The organism is Salmonella sp. WC3 (assembly GCF_042932255.1).
GTDB lineage: Bacteria > Pseudomonadota > Gammaproteobacteria > Enterobacterales > Enterobacteriaceae > Salmonella > Salmonella enterica.
In genome coordinates, this window is sequence record NZ_CP170629.1 from 3,686,301 (window position 1) to 3,709,852 (window position 23,552).

24 protein-coding genes and 1 other annotated feature are annotated in these 23,552 nt (G+C 51.5%); of the genes, 12 read left to right on the top strand and 12 right to left on the bottom strand.

The window, feature by feature from the left end; translation table 11 throughout:
- Positions 1-226: 226 nt before the first annotated feature.
- The 3 genes from clpB to rluD all read right to left on the bottom strand — a co-directional run bounded on the left by clpB (position 227) and on the right by rluD (position 4,638).
- Positions 227-2,800, bottom strand: a complete 2,574-nt coding sequence (clpB, locus tag ACFK9X_RS18085; RefSeq protein ID WP_001235094.1) for an ATP-dependent chaperone ClpB — start codon at positions 2,798-2,800, stop codon at positions 227-229.
- A gap of 129 nt (positions 2,801-2,929) precedes the next feature.
- Complete coding sequence (gene yfiH / locus ACFK9X_RS18090; protein ID WP_000992639.1) at positions 2,930-3,661, bottom strand: purine nucleoside phosphorylase YfiH; 732 nt, start codon at positions 3,659-3,661, stop codon at positions 2,930-2,932.
- A complete protein-coding gene (rluD, locus tag ACFK9X_RS18095) occupies positions 3,658-4,638 on the bottom strand; it encodes a 23S rRNA pseudouridine(1911/1915/1917) synthase RluD (RefSeq protein ID WP_000079130.1) in 981 nt (326 codons plus the stop codon). Before rluD ends, yfiH begins: the two co-directional genes overlap by 4 nt.
- Positions 4,639-4,769: 131 nt before the next feature.
- Here rluD and bamD point away from each other — a divergent pair, with 131 nt between their 5' ends.
- From bamD to pheA, 4 genes are all read left to right on the top strand, one after another.
- Positions 4,770-5,507: an outer membrane protein assembly factor BamD gene (gene bamD / locus ACFK9X_RS18100; protein WP_000197660.1), complete on the top strand. Its 738-nt coding sequence runs from the start codon at positions 4,770-4,772 to the stop codon at positions 5,505-5,507.
- A 271-nt stretch (positions 5,508-5,778) separates the two neighbouring features.
- The gene (raiA, locus tag ACFK9X_RS18105) at positions 5,779-6,117 is read left to right on the top strand and encodes a ribosome-associated translation inhibitor RaiA (RefSeq protein ID WP_151117240.1); all 339 of its coding nucleotides are present in this window, start codon (positions 5,779-5,781) and stop codon (positions 6,115-6,117) included.
- 102 nt (positions 6,118-6,219) lie between these two features.
- Positions 6,220-6,345, top strand: a sequence feature (Phe leader region).
- Complete coding sequence (pheL, locus tag ACFK9X_RS18110; protein ID WP_010989056.1) at positions 6,221-6,268, top strand: pheA operon leader peptide PheL; 48 nt, start codon at positions 6,221-6,223, stop codon at positions 6,266-6,268. (Overlaps the previous feature by 48 nt.)
- Before the next feature lie 22 nt (positions 6,346-6,367).
- On the top strand, positions 6,368-7,528 hold the full coding sequence (gene pheA, locus ACFK9X_RS18115) for a bifunctional chorismate mutase/prephenate dehydratase (protein ID WP_151117242.1): 1,161 nt from the start codon (positions 6,368-6,370) through the stop codon (positions 7,526-7,528).
- Here the strand turns inward: pheA and ACFK9X_RS18120 are convergent.
- From ACFK9X_RS18120 to aroF, 3 genes are read right to left on the bottom strand one after another with little or no spacing between them, the layout of a single operon-like run.
- The gene (locus ACFK9X_RS18120) at positions 7,489-8,397 is read right to left on the bottom strand and encodes an SMP-30/gluconolactonase/LRE family protein (protein WP_151117243.1); all 909 of its coding nucleotides are present in this window, start codon (positions 8,395-8,397) and stop codon (positions 7,489-7,491) included. The genes pheA and ACFK9X_RS18120 overlap by 40 nt on opposite strands.
- Before the next feature lie 57 nt (positions 8,398-8,454).
- Positions 8,455-9,576: a bifunctional chorismate mutase/prephenate dehydrogenase gene (gene tyrA, locus ACFK9X_RS18125; RefSeq protein ID WP_151117246.1), complete on the bottom strand. Its 1,122-nt coding sequence runs from the start codon at positions 9,574-9,576 to the stop codon at positions 8,455-8,457.
- Between the two features lie 9 nt (positions 9,577-9,585).
- Positions 9,586-10,656: a 3-deoxy-7-phosphoheptulonate synthase AroF gene (gene aroF / locus ACFK9X_RS18130; RefSeq protein WP_001168062.1), complete on the bottom strand. Its 1,071-nt coding sequence runs from the start codon at positions 10,654-10,656 to the stop codon at positions 9,586-9,588.
- A gap of 439 nt (positions 10,657-11,095) precedes the next feature.
- On the opposite strand from aroF, the gene ACFK9X_RS18135 reads away from it, so the two are divergent.
- Together ACFK9X_RS18135 and dgcN are read left to right on the top strand one after the other, a co-directional pair.
- Positions 11,096-11,614, top strand: coding sequence for a YfiR family protein (locus tag ACFK9X_RS18135; RefSeq protein ID WP_001212379.1), 519 nt, complete (start codon positions 11,096-11,098; stop codon positions 11,612-11,614).
- Positions 11,607-12,827, top strand: coding sequence for a diguanylate cyclase DgcN (gene dgcN, locus ACFK9X_RS18140; protein ID WP_001030985.1), 1,221 nt, complete (start codon positions 11,607-11,609; stop codon positions 12,825-12,827). Before ACFK9X_RS18135 ends, dgcN begins: the two co-directional genes overlap by 8 nt.
- Before the next feature lie 156 nt (positions 12,828-12,983).
- Here the strand turns inward: dgcN and rplS are convergent, their stop codons facing one another.
- The 5 genes from rplS to ffh form a co-directional block, all read right to left on the bottom strand.
- Positions 12,984-13,331 (bottom strand): 50S ribosomal protein L19, encoded by a 348-nt coding sequence (rplS, locus tag ACFK9X_RS18145; protein ID WP_000065257.1) that lies wholly within the window; start codon positions 13,329-13,331, stop codon positions 12,984-12,986.
- Between the two features lie 40 nt (positions 13,332-13,371).
- Positions 13,372-14,139 carry a tRNA (guanosine(37)-N1)-methyltransferase TrmD gene (gene trmD, locus ACFK9X_RS18150; RefSeq protein ID WP_151117248.1) on the bottom strand — a complete coding sequence of 256 codons (768 nt, stop codon included), beginning with the start codon at positions 14,137-14,139 and terminating at the stop codon, positions 13,372-13,374.
- A gap of 44 nt (positions 14,140-14,183) precedes the next feature.
- Positions 14,184-14,732 (bottom strand): ribosome maturation factor RimM, encoded by a 549-nt coding sequence (gene rimM, locus ACFK9X_RS18155; RefSeq protein ID WP_000043266.1) that lies wholly within the window; start codon positions 14,730-14,732, stop codon positions 14,184-14,186.
- A gap of 18 nt (positions 14,733-14,750) precedes the next feature.
- Positions 14,751-14,999, bottom strand: coding sequence for a 30S ribosomal protein S16 (gene rpsP, locus ACFK9X_RS18160; RefSeq protein WP_000256453.1), 249 nt, complete (start codon positions 14,997-14,999; stop codon positions 14,751-14,753).
- 252 nt (positions 15,000-15,251) lie between these two features.
- Positions 15,252-16,613, bottom strand: a complete 1,362-nt coding sequence (ffh, locus tag ACFK9X_RS18165; RefSeq protein WP_000460052.1) for a signal recognition particle protein — start codon at positions 16,611-16,613, stop codon at positions 15,252-15,254.
- Positions 16,614-16,778: 165 nt separating this feature from the next.
- On the opposite strand from ffh, the gene ACFK9X_RS18170 reads away from it, so the two are divergent.
- The 3 genes from ACFK9X_RS18170 (at position 16,779) to ACFK9X_RS18180 (ending at position 19,601) form a co-directional block, all read left to right on the top strand.
- Positions 16,779-17,570 (top strand): inner membrane protein YpjD, encoded by a 792-nt coding sequence (locus tag ACFK9X_RS18170; protein ID WP_151117250.1) that lies wholly within the window; start codon positions 16,779-16,781, stop codon positions 17,568-17,570.
- A gap of 19 nt (positions 17,571-17,589) precedes the next feature.
- Positions 17,590-18,876 carry an HlyC/CorC family transporter gene (locus ACFK9X_RS18175; RefSeq protein WP_127172650.1) on the top strand — a complete coding sequence of 429 codons (1,287 nt, stop codon included), beginning with the start codon at positions 17,590-17,592 and terminating at the stop codon, positions 18,874-18,876.
- A gap of 119 nt (positions 18,877-18,995) precedes the next feature.
- Positions 18,996-19,601: a cytoplasmic protein gene (locus ACFK9X_RS18180; RefSeq protein ID WP_151117252.1), complete on the top strand. Its 606-nt coding sequence runs from the start codon at positions 18,996-18,998 to the stop codon at positions 19,599-19,601.
- A 34-nt stretch (positions 19,602-19,635) separates the two neighbouring features.
- On the opposite strand, the gene grpE is transcribed toward ACFK9X_RS18180, so the two are convergent.
- Positions 19,636-20,226, bottom strand: a complete 591-nt coding sequence (gene grpE / locus ACFK9X_RS18185) for a nucleotide exchange factor GrpE (RefSeq protein ID WP_001518875.1) — start codon at positions 20,224-20,226, stop codon at positions 19,636-19,638.
- Between the two features lie 123 nt (positions 20,227-20,349).
- Between grpE and nadK the strand changes: the two genes are divergently transcribed.
- The 3 genes from nadK to bamE all read left to right on the top strand — a co-directional run bounded on the left by nadK (position 20,350) and on the right by bamE (position 23,462).
- Positions 20,350-21,228 carry an NAD(+) kinase gene (gene nadK, locus ACFK9X_RS18190; protein ID WP_001525081.1) on the top strand — a complete coding sequence of 293 codons (879 nt, stop codon included), beginning with the start codon at positions 20,350-20,352 and terminating at the stop codon, positions 21,226-21,228.
- An 85-nt stretch (positions 21,229-21,313) separates the two neighbouring features.
- Positions 21,314-22,975 carry a DNA repair protein RecN gene (gene recN, locus ACFK9X_RS18195; protein ID WP_000880965.1) on the top strand — a complete coding sequence of 554 codons (1,662 nt, stop codon included), beginning with the start codon at positions 21,314-21,316 and terminating at the stop codon, positions 22,973-22,975.
- Between the two features lie 148 nt (positions 22,976-23,123).
- Positions 23,124-23,462 (top strand): outer membrane protein assembly factor BamE, encoded by a 339-nt coding sequence (gene bamE, locus ACFK9X_RS18200; RefSeq protein WP_001203445.1) that lies wholly within the window; start codon positions 23,124-23,126, stop codon positions 23,460-23,462.
- Positions 23,463-23,552 lie beyond the last annotated feature (90 nt).

Here is a 23,552-nt window from a genome sequence, read left to right on the forward strand (position 1 = left end):
CCTCACAGACTTCTTAACGAAGCCTTCCTGACCCGGCGGCCTGTATGCCGTTGTTCCGTGTCAGTGGTGGCGCATTATAGGGAGTTATTAGAGCCTGACAAGACCTAAATGCAAAAAAAAGCTCAACCGTTCACTTTTCAAACAACATTTGAACCAAAAGCCTATTTTCGCCTGGTTTTTAAACAAAAACGAGCCCGTCAGGGCCCGTTTTATTCAAATTTGTGACTTACTGCACTGCCACAATACGATCATCATTGGCTTCAAGGCGAATCACTTTGCCAGGAACCAGTTCACCAGACAGGATTTGCTGCGCCAGTGGGTTTTCGATCTGCTGTTGAATAGCACGTTTTAACGGACGCGCCCCGTAGACCGGATCGTAACCGTTGGCGCTCAACAGTTTCAGCGCCTCGTCGGAGATATGGATTTCATAACCACGTTCTTCCAGACGTTTGTACAGACGCTGCAGCTGGATCTGAGCAATAGAAGCGATGTGTTGCTCACCTAACGGATGGAATACCACAACTTCATCAATACGGTTGATAAATTCCGGACGGAAGTTTTGGCTAACCACACCCAGCACCATCTCTTTCATTCGACCGTAATCCAGTTCGCCAAAGCGCTCCTGAATGAGATCGGAACCGAGGTTAGAAGTCATAATGACCACCGTATTACGGAAGTCGACCGTTCTCCCCTGCCCGTCAGTCAGTCGACCGTCGTCCAGCACCTGCAACAGAATGTTGAATACATCCGGATGCGCTTTTTCCACTTCATCCAACAAGATGACGGAATAAGGGCGACGGCGCACCGCTTCCGTCAAATAACCGCCTTCTTCATAGCCGACATATCCTGGAGGCGCCCCGACCAAACGAGACACGGAGTGTTTCTCCATAAACTCAGACATGTCGATACGCACCATCGCGTCGTCGCTGTCGAACATAAAGTTAGCCAGCGCTTTACACAGTTCGGTTTTACCGACCCCCGTCGGCCCCAGGAACAGGAAGGAACCAATCGGACGGTTCGGATCGGACAGCCCAGCACGGCTACGACGTATGGCGTTCGATACTGCTTCAACGGCTTCATTCTGCCCGATCACACGGCTGTGTAACTCTTGTTCCATACGCAACAGTTTTTCACGTTCGCCTTCCAGCATTCTGGAAACCGGAATACCGGTCCAGCGCGCCAGCACTTCGGCAATTTCCGCATCCGTTACTTTGTTACGTAACAGACGCATGGTTTTACCTTCCGACTGGGTCGCGGCTTCCAGCTGTTTTTCCAGCTCCGGAATTTTGCCGTACTGCAGTTCAGACATTCGCGCCAGGTCGCCAACGCGACGCGCCTGCTCGATGGCAATCTTCGCCTGCTCCAGCTCCGCTTTAATAGTTTGCGTACCAGAGAGCGACGCTTTTTCCGCTTTCCACTCTTCTTCCAGCTCAGAATACTGGCGCTCTTTGTCGTCCAGTTCTTCGTTGAGCATATCGAGACGTTTTTTACTCGCCTCGTCAGACTCTTTCATCAACGCCTGCTGTTCCAGTTTGAGCTGAATAATGCGGCGGTCGAGTCTGTCCAGCTCCTCCGGCTTAGAGTCAATCTGCATACGAATGCTGGATGCCGCTTCATCGATGAGGTCGATAGCTTTATCCGGCAACTGACGGTCGGCGATATAGCGGTGAGATAATGTTGCCGCCGCCACAATCGCCGGGTCAGTGATCTGCACATGGTGATGCAGCTCGTAACGTTCTTTCAGGCCACGCAGAATAGCGATGGTGTCTTCCACTGAGGGTTCTGCGACAAACACTTTTTGAAAACGACGTTCCAGCGCCGCGTCTTTTTCAATGTACTGACGGTATTCATCCAGCGTGGTCGCACCCACACAGTGCAGTTCACCACGCGCCAGCGCCGGTTTCAGCATGTTACCGGCATCCATGGCGCCATCAGCTTTACCTGCGCCAACCATGGTGTGCAGCTCGTCGATAAACAGGATGACGTTGCCTTCCTGTTTCGCCAGATCGTTCAGCACGCCTTTCAGACGCTCTTCAAATTCGCCGCGATATTTCGCCCCGGCCACCAGCGCGCCCATATCCAGCGCCAGCACGCGACGGCCTTTCAGGCCTTCCGGTACTTCACCGTTGATAATACGTTGCGCCAGCCCTTCAACAATGGCGGTTTTACCTACGCCTGGCTCACCGATTAACACCGGGTTGTTTTTAGTACGACGTTGCAATACCTGAATGGTACGGCGAATTTCTTCATCACGACCAATTACCGGGTCAAGCTTACCTTGTTCAGCCCGCTCGGTCAGATCGACGGTATATTTTTTCAAGGCCTGACGTTGGTCTTCAGCCCCTTGATCGTTCACGCTTTCACCTCCGCGCATCTGTTCAATTGCCTGAGTGATATTGGCCGTGGTCGCACCGGCTGATTTCAGCAGATCGGTTAACGTGCCGCGAGACTCAAGCGCCGCCAGAACAAACAGCTCTGACGAAATAAAATTGTCCCCCCGTTTTTGCGCCAGCTTGTCGCAAAGGTTCAGTACGCGTACCAGTTCCGAAGAAGGCTGTACGTCGCCGCCGGTGCCTTCCACCTGCGGTAAACGGCTCAGCGCCTGATCGATAGCAGTGCGCAACTGACCAGCATTAATACCGGCGGAGGTTAATAAAGGACGTATCGATCCCCCTTCCTGGTTCAGCAAGGCGCTCATTAAATGAAGAGGTTCGATGAATTGGTTGTCGTGCCCCAGCGCGAGCGACTGGGCATCGGCAAGAGCAAGCTGGAATTTGTTAGTAAGACGATCCAGACGCATAACTCCTCCCATAACAGGTCAAAATTGCTACTGGAGATTAAATGAGGTCATCCCTCAATTATTCAAGGTGAATGACCTGAATTATGTGAAAAGAAAGTTACCCGTACCGGATCGTCTTGATTCTTTAGGTTATATCAGCCAAATAAAACTTGCCATACGACCTGTCGTCTTGTCGCGACGATAAGAGAAGAAAGTCTCACTTTCGCTAAAGGTGCAGCGATCCCCGCCATAGACATGTTCAACGCCGGTATTCGCCAGACGTTGGCGTGCAAGCTGATAAATATCCGCCAGAAATTTTTCCCCGTGCGGCAAAAATGCGCTATCGGCTTGCGCATCTTTTGCTAAAAATGCGTCACGCACTTCCGGCCCCACTTCAAACGCGGTCGGGCCGATCGCCGGACCTAACCAGGCGATGATATTTTCTGGTTTGTCAGCAAAGCAGGTGACAGTTTCCTCCAGTACGCCTTCACATAATCCGCGCCAGCCCGCATGAGCCGCCGCCACTTCTGTTCCCTCACGGTTACAGAATAGCACAGGCAGGCAGTCTGCCGTCATTACCGCGCAGACGGTTCCTGGCGTATTGCTGTAAGACGCATCCGCACGTTTGGAGGCATAAGGTTCTCCGGTAAGCCTCAACACATTTTTACCGTGAACCTGTTCAAGCCAGACAGGTTTCGAAGGCAGATTGCCCGCCGCAAACAGACGCTTGCGGTTCTCTTCAACATGCTCCGGGTTATCGCCGCAATGCGCGCCCAGATTCAGCGAGTCGTAAGGCGGTAAACTCACCCCGCCAATACGGGTAGAACTACAGGCTGCGACGCCTTTCGGCAGCGGCCACTGCGGGACAATCAGTGCATTCATAACCAGTCCACATCATCTTTATGATCTTCAAAATCGGCGCGCATCGCATCGATAAGGTCCACCATATCTTGTGGAATCGGCGCGTGCCACTCCATTTCGATACCCGATACAGGATGGTAGAGACGCAGCATCGTTGCATGCAGCGCCTGGCGGTCAAACTTACGCAGCGTGGAAATAAATTCTTCCGATGCGCCTTTCGGTGGACGTGGACGACCACCGTAGACCTGATCGCCCACTAACGGATGCGTAATATGCGCCATATGCACGCGGATCTGGTGCGTACGCCCGGTCTCCAGACGCAACCTAAGACGCGTGTGCACACGGAAATGTTCCATAATGCGGTAGTGGGTCACCGCCGGTTTGCCCATAGGATGCACCGACATATGGGTACGTTTGGTCGGGTGACGACTGATGGGTTCATTCACCGTTCCTCCCGCCGTCATATGTCCGATCGCGACCGCTTCATATTCGCGGGTGATCTCGCGCAGCTGCAAAGACTCCACCAGGCGCGTTTGCGCCGGAACGGTTTTGGCCACCACCATCAGCCCCGTCGTGTCCTTATCCAGACGATGCACAATGCCCGCGCGCGGAACATCCGCAATCGGCGGATAATAATGTAGCAACGCGTTCAGTACCGTACCGTCCGGGTTACCCGCGCCAGGATGTACCACCAGATCGCGTGGTTTGTTGATAACCAGAATATCGTCATCTTCATAAACAATATCTAACGGGATATCCTGCGCTTCAAAACGAATCTCTTCGTCGATCTCCGCATCAATAGCCACCCGCTCGCCGCCTAACACTTTTTCTTTTGGCTTATCGCAAAGTTGACCATTGACCAACACGCGCTGATTCAAAATCCATTCTTTTATACGCGAACGTGAATAATCCGGGAACATTTCGGCCAAAGCCTGATCTAAGCGTTGACCGAGTTGGTTTTCGGAGACCGTTGCGGTGAGTTGTACTCGTTGTGCCATATACAGCTTCTTCGTTTAACGTTGGGTTTTACGGCTTTGCCGTTTAATATAGTGTGCTATTGTAGCTGGTCTTAACCGGGAGCAGGAACAGAGAATCTCCCGTAAAACATTTTGAGGAAAGTCAAAACGTCATGACGCGCATGAAATATCTGGTGGCAGCAGCCACGTTGAGCCTGTTTCTGGCGGGTTGCTCGGGTTCAAAGGAAGAGGTGCCCGATAATCCGCCGAATGAAATCTACGCGACTGCTCAGCAAAAGCTGCAGGACGGTAACTGGAAACAGGCAATAACGCAATTGGAAGCATTAGATAATCGTTATCCATTCGGACCGTATTCTCAGCAGGTGCAGTTGGATCTTATCTACGCCTATTACAAAAACGCCGATTTGCCGCTAGCGCAGGCCGCTATCGATCGTTTTATGCGTCTTAATCCAACGCACCCTAATATTGACTATGTCATGTACATGCGCGGCCTGACGAACATGGCGCTGGATGATAGCGCGCTGCAGGGTTTCTTTGGCGTCGATCGCAGCGATCGCGATCCGCAACATGCGCGGGCGGCGTTCAATGACTTTTCGAAACTGGTACGCAGCTATCCTAATAGCCAGTACACCACCGACGCCACTAAGCGTCTGGTATTCCTGAAAGACCGTCTGGCGAAATATGAATATTCCGTCGCAGAGTACTATACCGCGCGCGGCGCATGGGTTGCGGTCGTAAACCGGGTAGAAGGTATGCTACGCAATTATCCTGATACGCAGGCCACGCGCGATGCGTTGCCGCTGATGGAAAACGCCTATCGTCAGATGCAGCTGAATGCGCAGGCTGACAAAGTCGCGAAAATTATTGCCGCTAACAGCAAAAACACCTGAAGCAATACCAACAAGCAAAACGGCAGCCGGAAGGCTGCCGTTTTTTTATTCGATATCTGATGCAACAGAAATGATTTCACTGCAACGCATCCAGTCAAATATGGCCTGCTTTCAGCCATTCCTCAAGTAAAAGATCGCTTCTTCCTGCGATGCCTCACAAAAAGTTCGCCTTGACAAAAAGTGACAAAATAATGTGATTTACATCACGCATTTTGACATTAAGAACGGTATGCTGGAATCACCAAGACGGGAAAGACAAGAGGTAAAATTTATGGCAATGAACATTACCAGTAAACAAATGGAAATTACTCCGGCAATTCGCCAACATGTCGCAGACCGTCTCGCCAAACTGGAAAAATGGCAAACTCACCTGATTAATCCTCATATCATTCTGTCTAAAGAGCCACAGGGCTTTATTGCTGACGCCACCATTAATACACCGAACGGACATCTGGTCGCCAGCGCAAAACACGAAGATATGTACACCGCTATTAATGAATTGATCAACAAGCTGGAACGGCAGCTCAATAAAGTGCAGCACAAAGGCGAAGCCCGTCGTGCCACCGCATCGGTGAAAGATGCCAGCTTCGTCGAAGCAGAAGAAGAGTAGTCCCTTACATTGAGTGTATCGCCAACGCGCCTTCGGGCGCGTTTTTTGTTGACAGGATTAAAACAGTACGGGTACTGTACTTACGTACACAAAGGAAACAGTTATGAAGCTAACCCGGTTTTTCTTCGCATTCTTTTTTATCTTCCCCTGACCGGGAGGCGTTTCGTCATGTGATAAAGAATGCGAAGACGAACAAGAAGGCCTCCCCCACCGGGAGGCCTTTTTTATTGATAACAAAAAAGGCAACACTATGACATCGGAAAACCCATTACTGGCGCTGCGAGATAAAATCAGCGCTTTAGACGAAGAGTTACTGGCCTTACTGGCAAAACGACGCGCGCTGGCGATTGAAGTGGGACAAGCAAAACTACTGTCGCATCGTCCGGTTCGGGATATCGATCGTGAACGCGCGCTGCTGGACAGGCTCATCCATCTCGGTAAAGCCCACCATCTCGACGCACACTACATTACCCGGCTGTTCCAGCTTATCATTGAAGACTCCGTGCTTACTCAGCAGGCGCTGCTGCAACAACATCTGAATAATACTCACCCTCATTCGGCACGTATTGCGTTTCTTGGGCCGAAAGGCTCCTATTCTCATCTCGCGGCGCGCCAGTATGCTGCACGCCATTTTGAGCAATTTATTGAGAGCGGCTGCGCAAAATTCGCCGATATTTTTCATCAGGTCGAAACCGGCCAGGCCGATTACGCCGTGGTTCCGATAGAGAACACCAGCTCCGGCGCTATCAACGATGTGTACGACTTATTGCAACACACCAGTCTGTCAATTGTCGGTGAGATGACCGTCACTATCGATCACTGCGTGCTGGTTTCCGGCGCTACGGATCTGAATACCATCGAAACGGTGTACAGCCATCCGCAGCCGTTCCAGCAGTGCAGTAAGTTTTTGAGCCGCTATCCGCACTGGAAAATCGACTATACCGAGAGTACGTCGGCAGCGATGGAAAAAGTCGCGCAGGCAAACTCTCCGCGCGTCGCAGCGCTCGGCAGCGAGGCAGGCGGCATGTTGCACGGTTTACAGGTGCTGGAACACATCGCCGCAAACCAGACGCAGAATATCACCCGCTTTCTGGTACTGGCGCGCAAAGCCATCAACGTTTCCGATCAGGTTCCGGCAAAAACCACTCTGTTAATCGCCACCGGGCAGCAAGCTGGCGCGCTGGTCGAAGCGCTGCTGGTGCTGCGTAACCACAATCTCATCATGACGAAACTGGAGTCGCGCCCCATTCACGGCAATCCGTGGGAAGAGATGTTTTATCTCGATATTCAGGCGAACCTGGAGTCGCAGGTAATGCAAAGCGCGCTAAAAGAGCTGGGCGAGATCACGCGCTCAATGAAAGTGCTTGGCTGCTATCCCAGCGAAAACGTCGTGCCGGTAGAACCTGCCTGACGTTCAATAAAACGGCTTTTCTTCATCCCTGCGACGGCTACCTGCAGGGTGAAGATGGCGCCGGAGAGCGGATAATCCGCCACTTCCTGAGCAGACATATTTTCTCTGGTAGTTGTAATAAACAGCGTTTTCATATCTGCGCCGCCAAAGCAACCCATCGTCGGACAACGTACCGGCAACCGGTACTCTTCCAGCTGCTCTCCTTGCGGTGAGAAACGCGCCACGCGCCAGCCGTCAAACATCGCGCTCCAGTAGCACCCTTCGCTATCCATCGCCGCGCCGTCGGGAAGTCCTTCTCCTTCGCCAAAATGGCGAAAAAGTTCACGCTTGCCCGGTTCGCCATGCTTATCAAGTAACGTGCGGTATATCACGCCATTCGGCGTATCGGAGGTATACATCCACTGGTTATCCGGGCTGAACGCCAGGCCGTTGTGTCCCTGGATATCGCACTGGATCACTTTTGCCGTCAGGTCATGATCGATCCGCATCAGCAACGCGCCATTATAGTCACCTGGCGCCCAGAACGTTCCGGCATAAAAACGTCCATCGCCATCAGTGCCGCCATCGTTGAAACGCGCCAGTTTCGTATTAGAGGGATTGTCGCAAACCTTACGCTGCAATAATCCATTTTTATCGGCCAGCCAGATAGCATGACGCATGGCCACAATAAATCCGCCCTGCTCACGCAAGGCAAAACAGCCCACCTCTTCCGGAAACGCCAGCACGCTATGCGTCCCGCTCGCCGGATGGTAACGATGGATCTCCTGTTCCAGGATATCGGTCCAATACAGCGCGCTTTCATCCTCGCTCCATGTGGGGCATTCTGGTAGATGTCCGACATAATCAAATAAAACGTACGGCGTAGTTATAACGGTTCCTTAAACGAAAAAAGCCAGCAAAGCTGGCTTTTAGTATAGATGTCATCATTATGGTCGGCTGTCATTCGCCTGACGCAATAACACACGGCTTTCATTCTGGAAGCGTCTGGCATAATCGCCAAACCAGCGTTCAACTTTGCGAAAACTGTCGATAAAAGCCTGCTTATCACCCTGTTCCAGTAACCCGATAGCATCGCCAAAACGTTTATAGTAACGCTTGATAAGCGCCAGATTGCGCTCCGACGACATAATAATGTCCGCATACAGCTGCGGGTCCTGGGCGAACAGACGCCCGACCATCGCCAGCTCCAGTCGATAAATCGGCGATGAAAGCGCTAGAAGCTGCTCAAGCTGGACGTTCTCTTCCGCCAGATGCAGCCCATAAGCGAAGGTAGCAAAGTGGCGCAACGCCTGGATAAAAGCCATGTTCTGATCGTGCTCGACTGCGCTAATTCGATGCAACCGCGCGCCCCACACCTGGATTTGCTCAAGAAACCACTGATACGCTTCCGGTTGACGCCCATCACACCAGACCACCACCTGCTTCGCCAGGCTCCCGCTGTCCGGGCCAAACATCGGATGCAAGCCCAACACGGGGCCATCATGGGCCGCCAACATTGCCTGCAACGGACCGCTTTTCACCGATGCCAGATCGACCAGAATACAGTCGGACGGCAGGGGCGGCAGTTGCGCTATGACCTGTTCAGTAACATGAATCGGCACGCTGACGATCACCATTCCGGCATCGGCGACAATGTCCCTGGCGCGCGGCCAGTCCTGTTGTTCCAGAATACGGACCTGATAGCCCGACAGCGTGAGCATTTTTTCAAACAGACGCCCCATCTGTCCGCCGCCGCCCACAATGACGACCGGACGCAGAGAAGGACAAAGCGTTTTGAACCCCTTATCATTTTCGCTGGAGTAAGATTCACGCATTACCCGGCGCAGGACATCTTCAATGAGATCGGGCGGGACACCGATCGCTTCTGCTTCCGCCCGTCGTGAAGCCAGCATAGAGGCCTCACGCTCCGGCACGTAAATAGGCAGGCCAAAACGGCTTTTCACCTCGCCGACTTTGGCAACCAGTTCCAGGCGCTTAGCCAGTAAATTCAACAACGCTTTATCGACATCATCTATTTGATCGCGTAACGCGGTCAATTCAGCAACCATAACAACCTCTTATGCGACGCGCACCGCCAGCTGGCCGCTCAAATCTTTATGAATTTCACGTAACAGGGCATCGGTCATCTCCCAGCTAATACAAGCATCGGTGACGGAAACGCCATACTTCATTTCGCTGCGCGGCTGTTCGGAAGACTGGTTACCCTCATGAATATTACTTTCAATCATTAAGCCAATGATTGAACGATTGCCATCTTTAATCTGCGCAACCACAGATTCGGCAACGGCTGGCTGGCGGCGATAATCTTTATTGGAGTTACCATGACTGCAATCTACCATCAGCGAAGGACGTAGTCCCGCCTGTTCCATCTCTTTTTCACACTGAGCGACATCTGCCGGGCTATAGTTTGGCGCTTTGCCGCCACGCAGAATCACATGGCCATGCGGATTTCCCTGGGTTTGCAATAACGCAACCTGACCGGCCTGGTTAATGCCAACAAAACGATGAGGTTGCGCAGCGGCGCGCATGGCGTTAATCGCTGTCGCCAGACTGCCATCCGTGCCGTTTTTAAAGCCGACCGGCATAGAAAGACCAGACGCCATTTCGCGGTGGGTTTGCGATTCGGTTGTGCGCGCGCCTATCGCCGACCAGCTAAACAGATCGCCCAGGTATTGCGGGCTGTTCGGATCCAACGCTTCGGTCGCCAATGGCAACCCCATATTCACCAGTTCCACCAGTAGCTGACGCGCTATTTTCAACCCGGCTTCCACATCAAATGAGCCATCCATGTGAGGATCGTTAATCAGCCCTTTCCAGCCGACGGTAGTCCGCGGCTTTTCAAAATAGACGCGCATTACCAGATAGAGGCTATCGCTGACCTCTGCGGCAAGGGCTTTAAATCGACGGGCATATTCCAGAGCGGTTTCAGGATCGTGAATAGAACAAGGACCGCATACCACCAACAGACGCGGATCGCGCCCGGCAATAATGTCAGAAATGATTCCCCGGGACTGCGCTATCTGCGCTTCCTGCGCCAGGCTCAACGGAAAGGCCGCTTTAAGCTGCTCCGGCGTCATTAATACCTGTTCATCGGTGATACGTACGTTATTCAGCGCGTCTTTTTGCATGATGGCGATCCTGTCTTTTCTTGTTTGCGATAGTTGATCCTCCACGAGGATGTTTAAACCATACCACAAAAAGTAAAGATTTCAATCCATATTACGTAAAATAAACTTTACACCATGCGCAATCGTCGATTAAACCCCTCCATTTCGTATCAAAAACTTTACACAACAAGTGAATTATTTTATTCCCAGCCTCAGAAAAACGGTAAAATGAGCGATGCTCGCCATTTTTTGATTATTTTTTCTCCGCACGCATAATTTTACTTTCTGATATAGGGTGATTAATACCATTATCACAAGAATTTAATATCAGGGACGCCACTTAAATTATTCATATTATCAATAAGACATAATGACGATATGGCAAAATAATGTTATTTTGCTACAAACAATCACGGATGTATTTTAATGCTTTACGACTGAAGATGGTGGGGACTTGTTAATGCGTTTTTCTCACCGATTTATCCTTCTGTTATCGCTATTATTAGCAAGCTTGCCTCTGTATGCTCAACGCGTCACGGAAGAAGAGAAATCCGTACGCGCCATCGTCTCCGGTATCGTCAGTTATACACACTGGCCGGCGTTATCCGGGCCGCCAAGGCTATGCATATTTTCATCTGCGCGTTTTGTCAGGGTACTTAGCGAAGAGGCTGACTGGGCTTTCCCTTATCAACCGCTTGTCATCCGTACCACACAGGAAGCCCTGAGCGCCCGCTGTGATGGTTTTTACTTTGGCAATGAATCGCCAGCTTATCAGGTGGAGTTAACGCGTCATTATCCAGTTAATGCCTTGTTATTAATTGCCGAGCAAAATACCGAATGTATTATTGGCAGCGCATTTTGTCTGATCATTAACAATGATGAAGTCAAATTTTCCGTCAACCTGGACTCCCTCTCGCATAGCGGCGTGAGAGTGAATCCAGAAGTATTAATGCTTGCACGGAATCAAAAGCATGAATAAGGAATTTTCTCTGTCCAGACCAACATTTAAACGCACACTACGGCGGATTAGTATAATCAGCGTGCTGCTTACAATGACATTGATCTGGCTATTAATTTGCGTTGCGTCTGTCCTTACGCTCAAACAGTATGCGCAAAAAAATCTCGATTTGACCGCCGCCACAATGGCCCATAGCCTTGAAGCGGCACTGGTATTTTCCGATAACGCGGCCGCAGCGGAAACGCTCGCCACACTGGGACGCCAGGGACAATTTTCAGCGGCGGAGGTCCGCGATAAAAATGGCCGTACTATCGCTTCATGGCGCTATGATGCGCGAGCCGCAGACGATAAGCTCATCGGCTTAATTAGCCACTGGCTTTTTCCATTGCCGGTATCGCAACCCGTCTGGCACAACGGCAGGGCTATCGGCGAAGTACGGCTTGTCGCCCGCGACAGCCTTATTGGTCATTTTATCTGGCTATCGCTGGCAGTGCTGACAGGATGTATTCTGCTGGCATCCGGCATTGCCCTGCTGCTCACGCGTTATTTACACAATGGCGTTGTGGATGCGCTGCAAAATATTACTGAAGTTGTACACGACGTTCGCACTAACCGAAATTTTTCACGCCGGGTACCTGATGAGCGTATTGCGGAATTTCACCTGTTTGCGCAGGATTTCAATAGCCTTCTGGATGAGATGGAAGAATGGCAGCTACGGCTTCAGGCTAAAAATGCCCAGTTACTACGTACCGCGCTGCACGATCCGCTGACGGGGCTTGCCAATCGCGCGGCATTTCGCAGCTGTATTAACGCGCTGATGAAGGACAATTCCGCTCGTAGCAGTTCGGCATTGTTATTTCTGGATGGCGATAACTTTAAATATATTAATGATACCTGGGGACATGCGGCAGGCGACCGCGTACTTATAGAGGTTGCCAAAAGATTAGCGGAATTCGGTGGTAGCCGTTATCAGACTTACCGACTCGGCGGCGATGAATTTGCGATGGTGCTTTACGATGTACATTCGGAATATGAAGTACAACGTATTTGCGCAGCGCTATCCCAGGCGTTTAATCGACCTTTTGAACTGCATAACGGCCAGCGGATAACGATGACCCTGAGTATTGGCTTTGCGCTGACATGGGAACATGCCACTGCCGAAAAACTACAAGAACTGGCCGATCGAAATATGTATCAGGCTAAACACCGGCGTGCGGAACGCTCGCTAAACTAAGGAACGGGCCAGGCCGTTTCTGACTCAGCGTTGAGACCACAGACCCAGACTAATCATGCAACCGTCTATGGCGTGGAGCAACCCCATAAAAAAGGGGCCAGCGTAATGCCAGCCCCTTCTTTTCTACAAGCTTTCGGATGTTGCGAAAGCGCGTTCTTAGTTAAGACGCTCTTTGATACGAGCCGCTTTACCAGTACGCTCACGCAGGTAGTACAGTTTAGCTTTACGAACAGCACCACGACGTTTAACAGCAATGCTGTCAACTACCGGAGAGTGAGTCTGGAAGACACGCTCAACGCCTTCGCCGTTGGAAATTTTACGAACAGTGAATGCAGAGTGCAGACCGCGGTTACGAATAGCGATAACCACGCCCTCGAATGCCTGCAGACGTTTCTTGGTACCTTCAACAACCCATACTTTCACTTCCACGGTATCGCCCGGACGGAAGGAAGGTACGTTCTGCTTCATCTGCTCTTGTTCAAGTTGCTTAATAATGTTGCTCATAATTTAATCTCTTATCCTGGGTAAACTGATATTTGGGGGCCTATGCCATCCCATCATGTTTATGCTGCTGTTGTGCGTGTTCTGTTTTGAACTCCGCCAGCAACCTTGCTTGCTCTTCAGTCAGAGCCAGGTTTTCCAGAAGTTCAGGTCTTCTAAGCCAGGTTCGGCCCAGCGACTGTTTCAAACGCCAGCGACGTATCTCGGCATGGTTTCCCGACAGCAATACTGGCGGTACTTCCATCCCCTCTAACACTTCAGGGCGCGTATAGTGCGGACAATCCAGCAACCCACCAGCAAACGAATCTTCGATTGCTGATGCCTCATGCCCCAGAACCCCCGGTATAAACCGGGCGACGGAGTCAATCAGCGTCATTGCCGGTAGTTCGCCACCGCTGAGAACGTAATCGCCAATTGACCATTCTTCGTCAATTTCGGTCTGAATTACGCGCTCATCTACGCCTTCGTAGCGACCACACACCAGAATAAGCTTCTGATTCGTGGCCAGCTCGCTAACGCCCGCTTGATCAAGCTTGCGTCCCTGAGGCGACAGATAAATCACTTTAGCGCCTTCACCTGCCGCGGCTTTTGCTGCGTGAATGGCGTCCCGCAAGGGTTGCACCATCATTAACATCCCTGGTCCGCCGCCGTAAGGACGATCGTCCACGGTACGGTGCCGGTCATGCGTGAAGTCGCGAGGACTCCAGCTTTGGATGTTCAGCAGGCCATTTTTTACTGCCCGGCCAGTTACCCCGTAATCGGTAATTGCGCGGAACATTTCAGGAAACAGGCTAACGATGCCAATAAACACAAGCCAATCCCCATAACGCCATTTATTACCGTTTATTCGGTGGTTTAAAAACCAGGATCCCAGTCTACTTCGATAGTACGAGTAGCGAGATCGACTTTCTTGATAACCTGCCCATCGAGGAACGGTACTAGTCGTTCCTTGATACCAAATGCATCTTTCAGGTTCGCCTTAATGACGAGAACGTCATTCGACCCGGTTTCCATCATGTCGATAACTTTACCGAGATCGTAGCCTTCAGCGGTGACTACCTGGCAGCCCATCAGGTCTTTCCAGTAGTAGTCTCCCTCCTCAAGCGCAGGAAGTTGCGAGGAATCCACGACAATTTCGCAATTTGTCAGAAGATTCGCGGCATCTCGATCGTCAACGCCTTTCAGCTTGATGATCAGATCCTGATTGTGGTGCTTCCAGCTTTCCAGCTGTACCTGCTGCCACTGACCCGCCTTCTGGATAAACCAGGGCTGATAGTCAAAAATGCTTTCGGCGTCTTCAGTGGAGGAAAACACTCTGAGCCAACCACGGATACCGTATGAAGAACCCATTTTCCCCAGTACAACCGGTTCAGCGGGTACTTGTGCGGCGAGTTGCTTGCTCATCATGACCACCGTGACAGATTAAGCTGCTTTTTTTACTTCTTTGATCAGCGCCGCAACGCGATCGGAAATGGTTGCGCCCTGGCCAACCCAGTGAGCGATGCGATCCAGATCCAGGCGGGTGCCTTCTTCTTTTTCGCTAGCGATTGGGTTGAAGAAACCAACGCGCTCAATGAAGCGACCGTTGCGTGCATTACGGCTGTCGGTGACAACAACCTGGTAGAACGGACGCTTTTTAGCGCCGTGACGAGCTAAACGAATAGTTACCATAACATCCTCTTGTGTGAATAAAACAACCGGGCCCCATCGAGGAACGGAGCCCGGCGTCATATTAAAAGCCCGAAAATTTTACTGATTTCTGGGAAAAAAGCAATCAACATGTGATGAAGCTTGATTCCAGGGCGTGACCGTTGCAGCCAGTTTGGCGTCGGCGTGCGCGCAGAAAGCGGAGCGTACACGCAGTACGTGAGCATTTCGAGCACACTCCGGCGTCAAAATGGCAAATAAGGTAGCCCGATATATTTATCTACCCGGGAAGCCTGGCGGCATCATCCCCTTCATACTCCGCATCATCTTCGCCATCCCGCCCTTCTTCATCTTCTTCATCATGCGCTGCATGTCGTCGAACTGTTTCAGAAGACGGTTAACGTCCTGCACCTGCATCCCACAGCCCTGCGCGATACGACGCTTGCGGGAACCTTTGATGATTTCCGGCTTCGCGCGTTCTTTCAGCGTCATCGAATTGATGATCGCCTCCATACGCACCAGCACCTTGTCATCCATCTGCGATTTAACGTTGTCCGGAATCTGCCCCATGCCCGGTAATTTGCCCATCAGACTGGCCATACCGCCCATGTTTTTCATCTGTTTGAGCTGTTCCAGGAAGTCGTTCAGGTCGAAACCGTCGCCTTTCTTCAGTTTGGTCGCCAGCTTCTCAGCCTGTGCGCGGTCAACTTTGCTTTCGATATCTTCGATAAGAGACAGTACGTCGCCCATGCCGAGAATACGCGAGGCGATACGATCCGGATGGAACGGCTCCAGCGCGTCGGTTTTCTCGCCGACACCGAGGAATTTAATCGGCTTGCCGGTGATATGACGAATAGAGAGCGCCGCACCGCCACGCGCATCACCATCAACTTTGGTCAGCACCACGCCGGTCAGCGGCAACGCTTCGTTAAAGGCTTTTGCGGTATTCGCCGCATCCTGACCGGTCATCGCATCGACGACAAACAGCGTTTCTACTGGCTTGATAGAAGCGTGGACCTGTTTGATTTCGTCCATCATCGCTTCGTCAACGTGCAGACGACCGGCGGTATCCACCAGCAGCACGTCGTAGAATTTGAGCTTCGCTTCTTTCAGCGCGGCGTTGACGATATCAACCGGTTTCTGGCCGACATCAGACGGGAAGAAATCCACGCCAACCTGCTCAGCCAGCGTTTCGAGCTGTTTGATCGCCGCCGGGCGATAGACGTCGGCAGAGACGACCAGCACTTTCTTCTTGTGCTTCTCGCGCAAGAATTTCCCCAGCTTACCGACGCTGGTGGTTTTACCCGCCCCCTGCAGACCCGCCATCAATACTACGGCTGGCGGCTGCGCAGCTAAATTCAGCGTCTGGTTCTCTTCGCCCATCGCCGCAACCAGTTCGCTACGGACAATCTTGACGAACTCCTGCCCTGGGGTCAGGCTCTTGTTAACTTCATGACCAACCGCTTTCTCTTTTACGCGATTGATGAACTCACGCACTACCGGCAGCGCAACGTCAGCCTCCAGCAGCGCCATGCGCACTTCGCGCAGCGTCTCTTTAACGTTGTCTTCAGTAAGGCGCCCACGGCCACTGATATTGCGCAGCGTGCGCGACAAACGATCGGTTAAATTATCAAACATTGTCTCTCGCCTGGGGTGGAAACGGTTGGTCGCCGCAGCGACACAGTTACAGAATTTCGCCACAGTATACCATGAAGCCGTCTTTGTTGTTATGCAACGGTTGGAGCTGCGGTCACGTAACGCTATACTGCTTCTCTTTCTCACTGGTCAACTGTCGACACAACTATGCCCGTTTTTGCTTTACTTGCCCTTGTCGCCTACTCCTTCAGCCTCGCGCTGATCGTTCCCGGACTGTTGCAAAAAAACAGAGGCTGGCGGCGTATGGCTATTCTTTCTGCGGTCATCGCGCTGGTGTGCCATGCTGTCGCGCTGGAATCGCGTATTCTGCCCGGCGGCGACAGTGGACAAAACCTGAGCCTGCTGAATGTCGGTTCGCTGGTCAGTCTGATGATCTGCACGGTGATGACCATTGTCGCGTCGCGTAATCGCGGCTGGCTACTTCTGCCCATTGTCTATGCTTTTGCGCTGATTAACCTGGCCTTCGCCACGTTCATGCCTAATGAATATATTACGCATCTGGAAGCGACCCCAGGCATGATGGTGCACATCGGTCTGTCGCTTTTCTCTTACGCGACGCTGATAATCGCCGCGCTGTATGCGCTACAACTGGCGTGGATCGACTATCAGTTGAAGAACAAAAAGCTGGCGTTTAGTAATGAAATGCCGCCATTGATGAGCATTGAGCGCAAAATGTTTCATATCACGCAGATTGGCGTCGTACTGCTGACCCTTACTCTGTGTACCGGCCTGTTTTACATGCATAACCTGTTCAGTACTGAAAATATTGATAAAGCCGTGCTCTCTATCGTGGCATGGTTTGTCTATATCGTTCTGCTGTGGGGGCATTACCATGAAGGCTGGCGGGGTCGGCGGGTCGTGTGGTTTAACGTCGCAGGCGCGGGTATTCTGACGCTGGCCTATTTTGGTAGCCGCATATTACAGCAATTTGTAAGCTAAGCTTTTAAAGGAGTTTCCCCTGGAACACATCTCCACCACCACGCTGATTATCATATTAATCATCATGGTGGTCATCTCGGCCTATTTTTCCGGTTCCGAAACTGGAATGATGACGCTAAACCGTTACCGTTTACGCCATATGGCGAAGCAAGGTAATCGCTCGGCAAAACGGGTAGAAAAATTATTGCGTAAACCCGATCGACTGATAAGCCTGGTGCTGATCGGCAATAACCTGGTCAACATTCTTGCCTCGGCGCTCGGCACGATTGTGGGTATGCGGCTTTACGGCGACGCCGGCGTGGCTATCGCCACCGGGGTACTGACGTTTGTCGTGTTAGTTTTTGCTGAAGTCCTGCCCAAAACTATCGCCGCGCTCTATCCGGAAAAAGTGGCCTATCCCAGCAGCTTCCTGCTGGCGCCGTTACAGATACTGATGATGCCGCTGGTGTGGTTACTTAACACCATCACCCGCCTGCTGATGCGTCTGATGGGAATTAAAACGGACATCGTGGTCAGCGGGTCGTTAAGCAAAGAGGAATTACGCACTATCGTGCATGAATCCCGTTCGCAAATCTCTCGCCGCAATCAGGATATGCTGCTGTCGGTTCTCGATCTGGAAAAGGTCAGCGTGGATGACATCATGGTGCCGCGTAATGAAATTATCGGAATCGATATCAATGACGACTGGAAGTCTATCGAGCGGCAGCTTACCCACTCGCCGCACGGACGCATTGTGCTCTATCGCGATTCGCTGGATGACGCCATCAGTATGCTGCGCGTGCGTGAAGCCTGGCGGTTAATGGCCGAGAAAAAAGAGTTCACCAAAGAGATGATGCTGCGCGCCGCCGATGAAATCTATTACGTCCCGGAAGGTACGCCGCTCAGTACGCAACTGATTAAATTTCAGCGCAATAAAAAGAAAGTCGGACTGGTCGTCAACGAATATGGCGATATCCAGGGGCTGGTCACCGTGGAAGATATTCTCGAAGAGATCGTTGGCGACTTCACCACATCGATGTCGCCCACACTGGCGGAAGAGGTCACGCCGCAAAACGACGGTTCGGTCATTATTGACGGTACCGCCAACGTCCGGGAAATCAATAAAGCGTTTAACTGGCACCTGCCGGAAGATGACGCGCGCACCGTCAACGGGGTGATTCTGGAGGCGCTGGAGGAAATTCCGGTTGCTGGCACGCGCGTGCGCATTGAGCAGTACGATATCGATATTCTCGATGTACAGGAAAATATGATTAAGCAGGTAAAGGTTGTACCGGTAAAGCCGCTGCGCGAGAGTGTGGCGGAGTAACACAATGGCGAACTCCGGTTCGCCTTTTTATCGCCGTCTTTTAAGATTCCATCAATTCCTGCCATTTACTTAACAATGCAATAATGTCTTTTCAGGCATTCAGAAAGGATATTGATGTTATGTCAGAAGATTATGTAATTGAATGGGATAAGAATTTTACAGACGACCTCAACGTCGTCGCTAACGTTTTTTTATCGCACAACCCAACCTTATGGCCCACTATTTTCTCTCAACTTTCGACGCAACCTGAAATCTTTGAAGACGAAGATGAAGACGAATATGGGTTGCAGGACGTCCTGGATTGTAGCGGTGGCGATCTCGGAAATAACGAGCTGGCACAGGCATTTTTACAAGTTCTACGCGGCGAAGGATTTATTCACCTCGTTGACTGGAAAGGTGAAGATGAAGAAGGCGAACTGGCTAATTTTGCTGCAGATCGCTTTTATGAACTCACAAAAAACCTGACGGCCTCTGAGGAATTAAGGAGTCTTCTTGTCGAAATAACCCAAGAGGATGAAATCTCCGATGTCTGTGAAGCCGGAGACCGTTACCTTGACGAGATCTTTGAACGCATCCAGACCGAACTCAATAAGAGGGGCTTCCAGATTTTTGATCTGAATGAAGGATCTGACACCTATAATGTGGTCGTTCTGCCAATGAGCGAATATAAAAAAATAGAGGATTTCAACACGCCGTGGCTGGAAGTGCAGGATTTTTTAAGCTAAAAAAATGGCCGACTTTACATCGGCCATCAGACTTTTACTTCGCCTTCGCTACAGTCACCATCGCCGCGCGAATGGTACGACCGTTCAGCGTATAGCCTTTCTGCATAATACCCAGCACATTGCCTGCCGGAACCTCTTCCGACTCCACCATCGCAATCGCCTGATGCACGTTCGGGTCCAGCGGCACGTTGGTCTCAGCAATCACTTCCACGCCGAACTTACGCACCACATCCAGCATAGACTTCAGCGTCAGCTCAATCCCTTCGACCATTGCCGCCATATCCGGATTGGCTTTGTCTGCGACTTCCAGCGCGCGATCCAGGCTATCGATGACCGGCAGCAATTCGTTGACGAACTTCTCGAGAGCGAATTTATGCGCTTTTTCGATATCCTGTTCAGTACGACGGCGCAGGTTTTCCATTTCCGCTTTGATGCGCAACACGGTGTCGCGTTCGCGAGTCTGGGCTTCTGCAAGCTGAACTTCCAGATTCGCAATTTTTTCATCGCGCGGATCCACCTGCTCAGCAGAATCGTTTGGTTCAACTGCCTCAACCTCTTCGTGCTGATCCATGATAATTTCTTCCGGGGCTTGCCCCTCAGGCGTTTTCTGTTCTTTACTACTCATGAATTTCTCCGCGTTTTTTTTCGCATTCATCTCGCTAACTTCGCTTATTATGGGGATCAGATTCAGGGTTTCAAGGGAAGTACTCACATTGTCATCAATCTTCGCTACAAGGACCTCAGAAAAATGAATAATCATTTCAAGTGTATCGGCATTGTGGGGCATCCGCGTCATCCCACCGCACTCACGACACATGAAATGCTCTACCGTTGGCTATGCGCTCAGGGTTATGAGGTCATTGTGGAGCAACAAATCGCCCACGAATTACAGCTAAAAAATGTGCCAACCGGCACGCTGGCGGAAATTGGTCAACAGGCGGATCTGGCGGTAGTTGTGGGCGGCGACGGCAATATGCTTGGCGCAGCGCGTACGCTGGCGCGTTATGACATCAATGTGATTGGCATTAACCGCGGTAATCTTGGCTTCCTGACCGATCTCGATCCGGACAACGCCCTGCAACAATTATCTGATGTGCTGGAAGGGCGCTATATCTCCGAAAAACGTTTTCTGCTGGAAGCGCAGGTCTGCCAACAGGACCGCCAGAAGCGTATCAGCACAGCCATTAATGAAGTAGTGCTGCATCCGGGAAAAGTGGCGCATATGATCGAATTCGAGGTTTATATTGATGAAACCTTCGCTTTTTCACAGCGCTCTGATGGTCTGATCATTTCTACGCCGACCGGCTCCACCGCCTATTCGCTCTCCGCAGGCGGCCCTATTCTGACCCCTTCACTGGATGCCATCACCCTGGTGCCGATGTTCCCGCATACCTTGTCGGCGCGCCCGTTAGTCATTAACAGCAGTAGCACGATTCGTCTGCGTTTTTCGCATCGCCGTAGCGATCTGGAAATTAGCTGCGACAGCCAGATAGCGCTGCCTATTCAGGAAGGAGAAGATGTGCTGATTCGCCGCTGCGACTACCATCTCAACCTGATACATCCCAAAGACTATAGCTATTTCAATACATTAAGCACAAAACTCGGTTGGTCAAAAAAATTATTCTAATTTTACGTTAGCCTCTTTACTGTATAAAAAACCAGTTTATACTGTATTTAATTACAGTCATGGTTTTTCATACAGGAAAACAGCTATGTTGGCGCAACTGACCATCAGCAATTTTGCTATCGTTCGTGAGCTTGAGATCGATTTTCAGAGCGGAATGACCGTCATTACTGGTGAAACCGGCGCGGGTAAATCTATTGCGATTGATGCCCTGGGTCTGTGTCTGGGCGGTCGCGCTGAGGCCGATATGGTCCGTACCGGAGCGACCCGTGCCGATTTGTGTGCCCGCTTTGCGCTGAAAGACACGCCTGCGGCATTGCGCTGGCTGGAAGAAAACCAGCTTGAAGAAGGTCGCGAATGCTTACTTCGCCGCGTTATCAGCAGCGATGGCCGCTCACGGGGCTTTATTAACGGCACCGCTGTGCCCCTGTCTCAATTGCGCGAGCTCGGTCAGTTGCTGATTCAAATTCACGGCCAACATGCGCACCAGCAGCTTACCAAACCCGAACAGCAAAAATCGCTGCTGGATAGCTATGCCAACGAAGCCGCTTTAGCGCAGCAGATGGCTGCTCGCTACCAATTATGGCATCAAAGCTGCCGCGATCTCGCCCATCACCAGCAACAAAGCCAGGAACGCGCCGCGCGCGCGGAACTGCTGCAATATCAGTTAAAAGAGTTGAACGACTTTAATCCGCAGGCCGGCGAATTCGAGCAAATTGACGAAGAGTACAAACGGCTGGCCAACAGCGGGCAGTTGCTTACGACCAGCCAGAACGCTCTGGCGCTACTAGCGGACGGCGAAGACGTTAACCTGCAAAGCCAGTTATATAGCGCAAAACAACTGGTTAGCGAGCTGGTAGGTATGGACAGCAAGCTTTCCGGCATCCTGGATATGCTGGAAGAAGCCACTATCCAACTCACCGAAGCCAGCGATGAATTACGCCACTATTGCGAGCGTCTGGATTTAGACCCCAATCGCCTGTTTGAGCTTGAACAGCGCATCGCTAAACAAATTTCGCTGGCGCGAAAACATCACGTCAGCCCGGAAGCGCTGCCGCAGCTTTATCAGTCACTGCTCGAAGAACAGCAGCAGCTCGACGATCAGGCCGATTCGCTGGAAACGCTAACGCTGGCGGTTAATAAGCATCACCAACAAGCGCTGGAAACGGCGCAAGCGCTGCATCAACAGCGTCAGTTTTACGCCCAGGAGCTGGGGCAGTTGATCACTGAAAGTATGCATTTACTTTCGATGCCGCACGGTCTGTTTACTATCGACGTGAAATTTGATGAGCATCATCTGAGCAACGACGGCGCCGATCGCGTGGAGTTTAAAGTGACGACAAACCCGGGTCAGCCGCTGCAGCCTATCGCTAAAGTCGCGTCTGGCGGTGAACTGTCGCGCATTGCGCTGGCTATTCAGGTGATTACCGCGCGCAAAATGGAAACGCCGGCGCTAATTTTTGACGAGGTCGATGTTGGCATCAGCGGCCCAACCGCCGCCGTGGTCGGTAAACTCCTGCGTCAGCTTGGCGAATCCACTCAGGTGATGTGCGTCACTCACCTGCCACAGGTAGCCGGGTGCGGTCACCAGCACTTCTTTGTCAGTAAAGAAACAGACGGGGCAATGACCGAAACCCATATGCAACCTTTGGATAAACGTGCGCGTTTACAGGAACTGGCCCGCCTGTTGGGAGGAAGTGAAGTTACGCGTAATACGCTGGCAAACGCAAAAGAACTGCTGGCGGCGTAAACTTTTTTATCTCCCGAAGGTCTGAGTTCACAACAAAAACGCCGTAAGACCCGACAGCAAAAGGTTTTAAAGTGATGAAAGGTCTATTATCATCGGCATATTAATATGAGCCACGTACTGCTCAGGCCCGAAAAGGAACCCAATCACTATGCGCTGTAAAACGCTGACTGCTGCCGCAGCAGTACTCCTGATGTTGACCGCAGGCTGTTCCACTCTGGAGCGAGTGGTTTACCGACCTGACATCAATCAGGGGAACTATCTTACACCTACGGATGTCGCCAAAGTGCGTGTTGGTATGACGCAACAACAGGTTGCGTATGCTTTAGGCACGCCGATGATGACCGATCCTTTTGGTACGAACACCTGGTTTTATGTCTTCCGCCAGCAGCCAGGACATGAGAACGTGACGCAGCAGACTCTGACGCTCACCTTTAACAGCAGCGGCGTGTTAACCAATATTGATAACAAACCGGCGTTGACGAAGTAATTTTGTGATACCGCCTGATGAGGTTACGTTCATCAGGCCTGCAAACCTCTCCCCCGCCATTTGGTACGAATTTGCCTGATGGCGCTACGT

Coding starts and splice junctions, on each gene's coding strand:
- grpE (WP_001518875.1), bottom strand. CDS start 20,226: ATGAGTAGTAAAGAACAGAAAACGCCTGAGGGGCAAGCCCCGGAAGAA.
- rimM (WP_000043266.1), bottom strand. CDS start 14,732: ATGAGCAAGCAACTCGCCGCACAAGTACCCGCTGAACCGGTTGTACTG.
- ACFK9X_RS18135 (WP_001212379.1), top strand. CDS start 11,096: ATGCGTTTTTCTCACCGATTTATCCTTCTGTTATCGCTATTATTAGCA.
- bamE (WP_001203445.1), top strand. CDS start 23,124: ATGCGCTGTAAAACGCTGACTGCTGCCGCAGCAGTACTCCTGATGTTG.
- clpB (WP_001235094.1), bottom strand. CDS start 2,800: ATGCGTCTGGATCGTCTTACTAACAAATTCCAGCTTGCTCTTGCCGAT.
- nadK (WP_001525081.1), top strand. CDS start 20,350: ATGAATAATCATTTCAAGTGTATCGGCATTGTGGGGCATCCGCGTCAT.
- tyrA (WP_151117246.1), bottom strand. CDS start 9,576: ATGGTTGCTGAATTGACCGCGTTACGCGATCAAATAGATGATGTCGAT.
- rluD (WP_000079130.1), bottom strand. CDS start 4,638: ATGGCACAACGAGTACAACTCACCGCAACGGTCTCCGAAAACCAACTC.
- aroF (WP_001168062.1), bottom strand. CDS start 10,656: ATGCAAAAAGACGCGCTGAATAACGTACGTATCACCGATGAACAGGTA.
- raiA (WP_151117240.1), top strand. CDS start 5,779: ATGGCAATGAACATTACCAGTAAACAAATGGAAATTACTCCGGCAATT.
- dgcN (WP_001030985.1), top strand. CDS start 11,607: ATGAATAAGGAATTTTCTCTGTCCAGACCAACATTTAAACGCACACTA.
- recN (WP_000880965.1), top strand. CDS start 21,314: ATGTTGGCGCAACTGACCATCAGCAATTTTGCTATCGTTCGTGAGCTT.
- ffh (WP_000460052.1), bottom strand. CDS start 16,613: ATGTTTGATAATTTAACCGATCGTTTGTCGCGCACGCTGCGCAATATC.
- yfiH (WP_000992639.1), bottom strand. CDS start 3,661: ATGAATGCACTGATTGTCCCGCAGTGGCCGCTGCCGAAAGGCGTCGCA.
- pheA (WP_151117242.1), top strand. CDS start 6,368: ATGACATCGGAAAACCCATTACTGGCGCTGCGAGATAAAATCAGCGCT.
- bamD (WP_000197660.1), top strand. CDS start 4,770: ATGACGCGCATGAAATATCTGGTGGCAGCAGCCACGTTGAGCCTGTTT.
- ACFK9X_RS18180 (WP_151117252.1), top strand. CDS start 18,996: ATGTCAGAAGATTATGTAATTGAATGGGATAAGAATTTTACAGACGAC.
- rpsP (WP_000256453.1), bottom strand. CDS start 14,999: ATGGTAACTATTCGTTTAGCTCGTCACGGCGCTAAAAAGCGTCCGTTC.
- rplS (WP_000065257.1), bottom strand. CDS start 13,331: ATGAGCAACATTATTAAGCAACTTGAACAAGAGCAGATGAAGCAGAAC.
- ACFK9X_RS18170 (WP_151117250.1), top strand. CDS start 16,779: ATGCCCGTTTTTGCTTTACTTGCCCTTGTCGCCTACTCCTTCAGCCTC.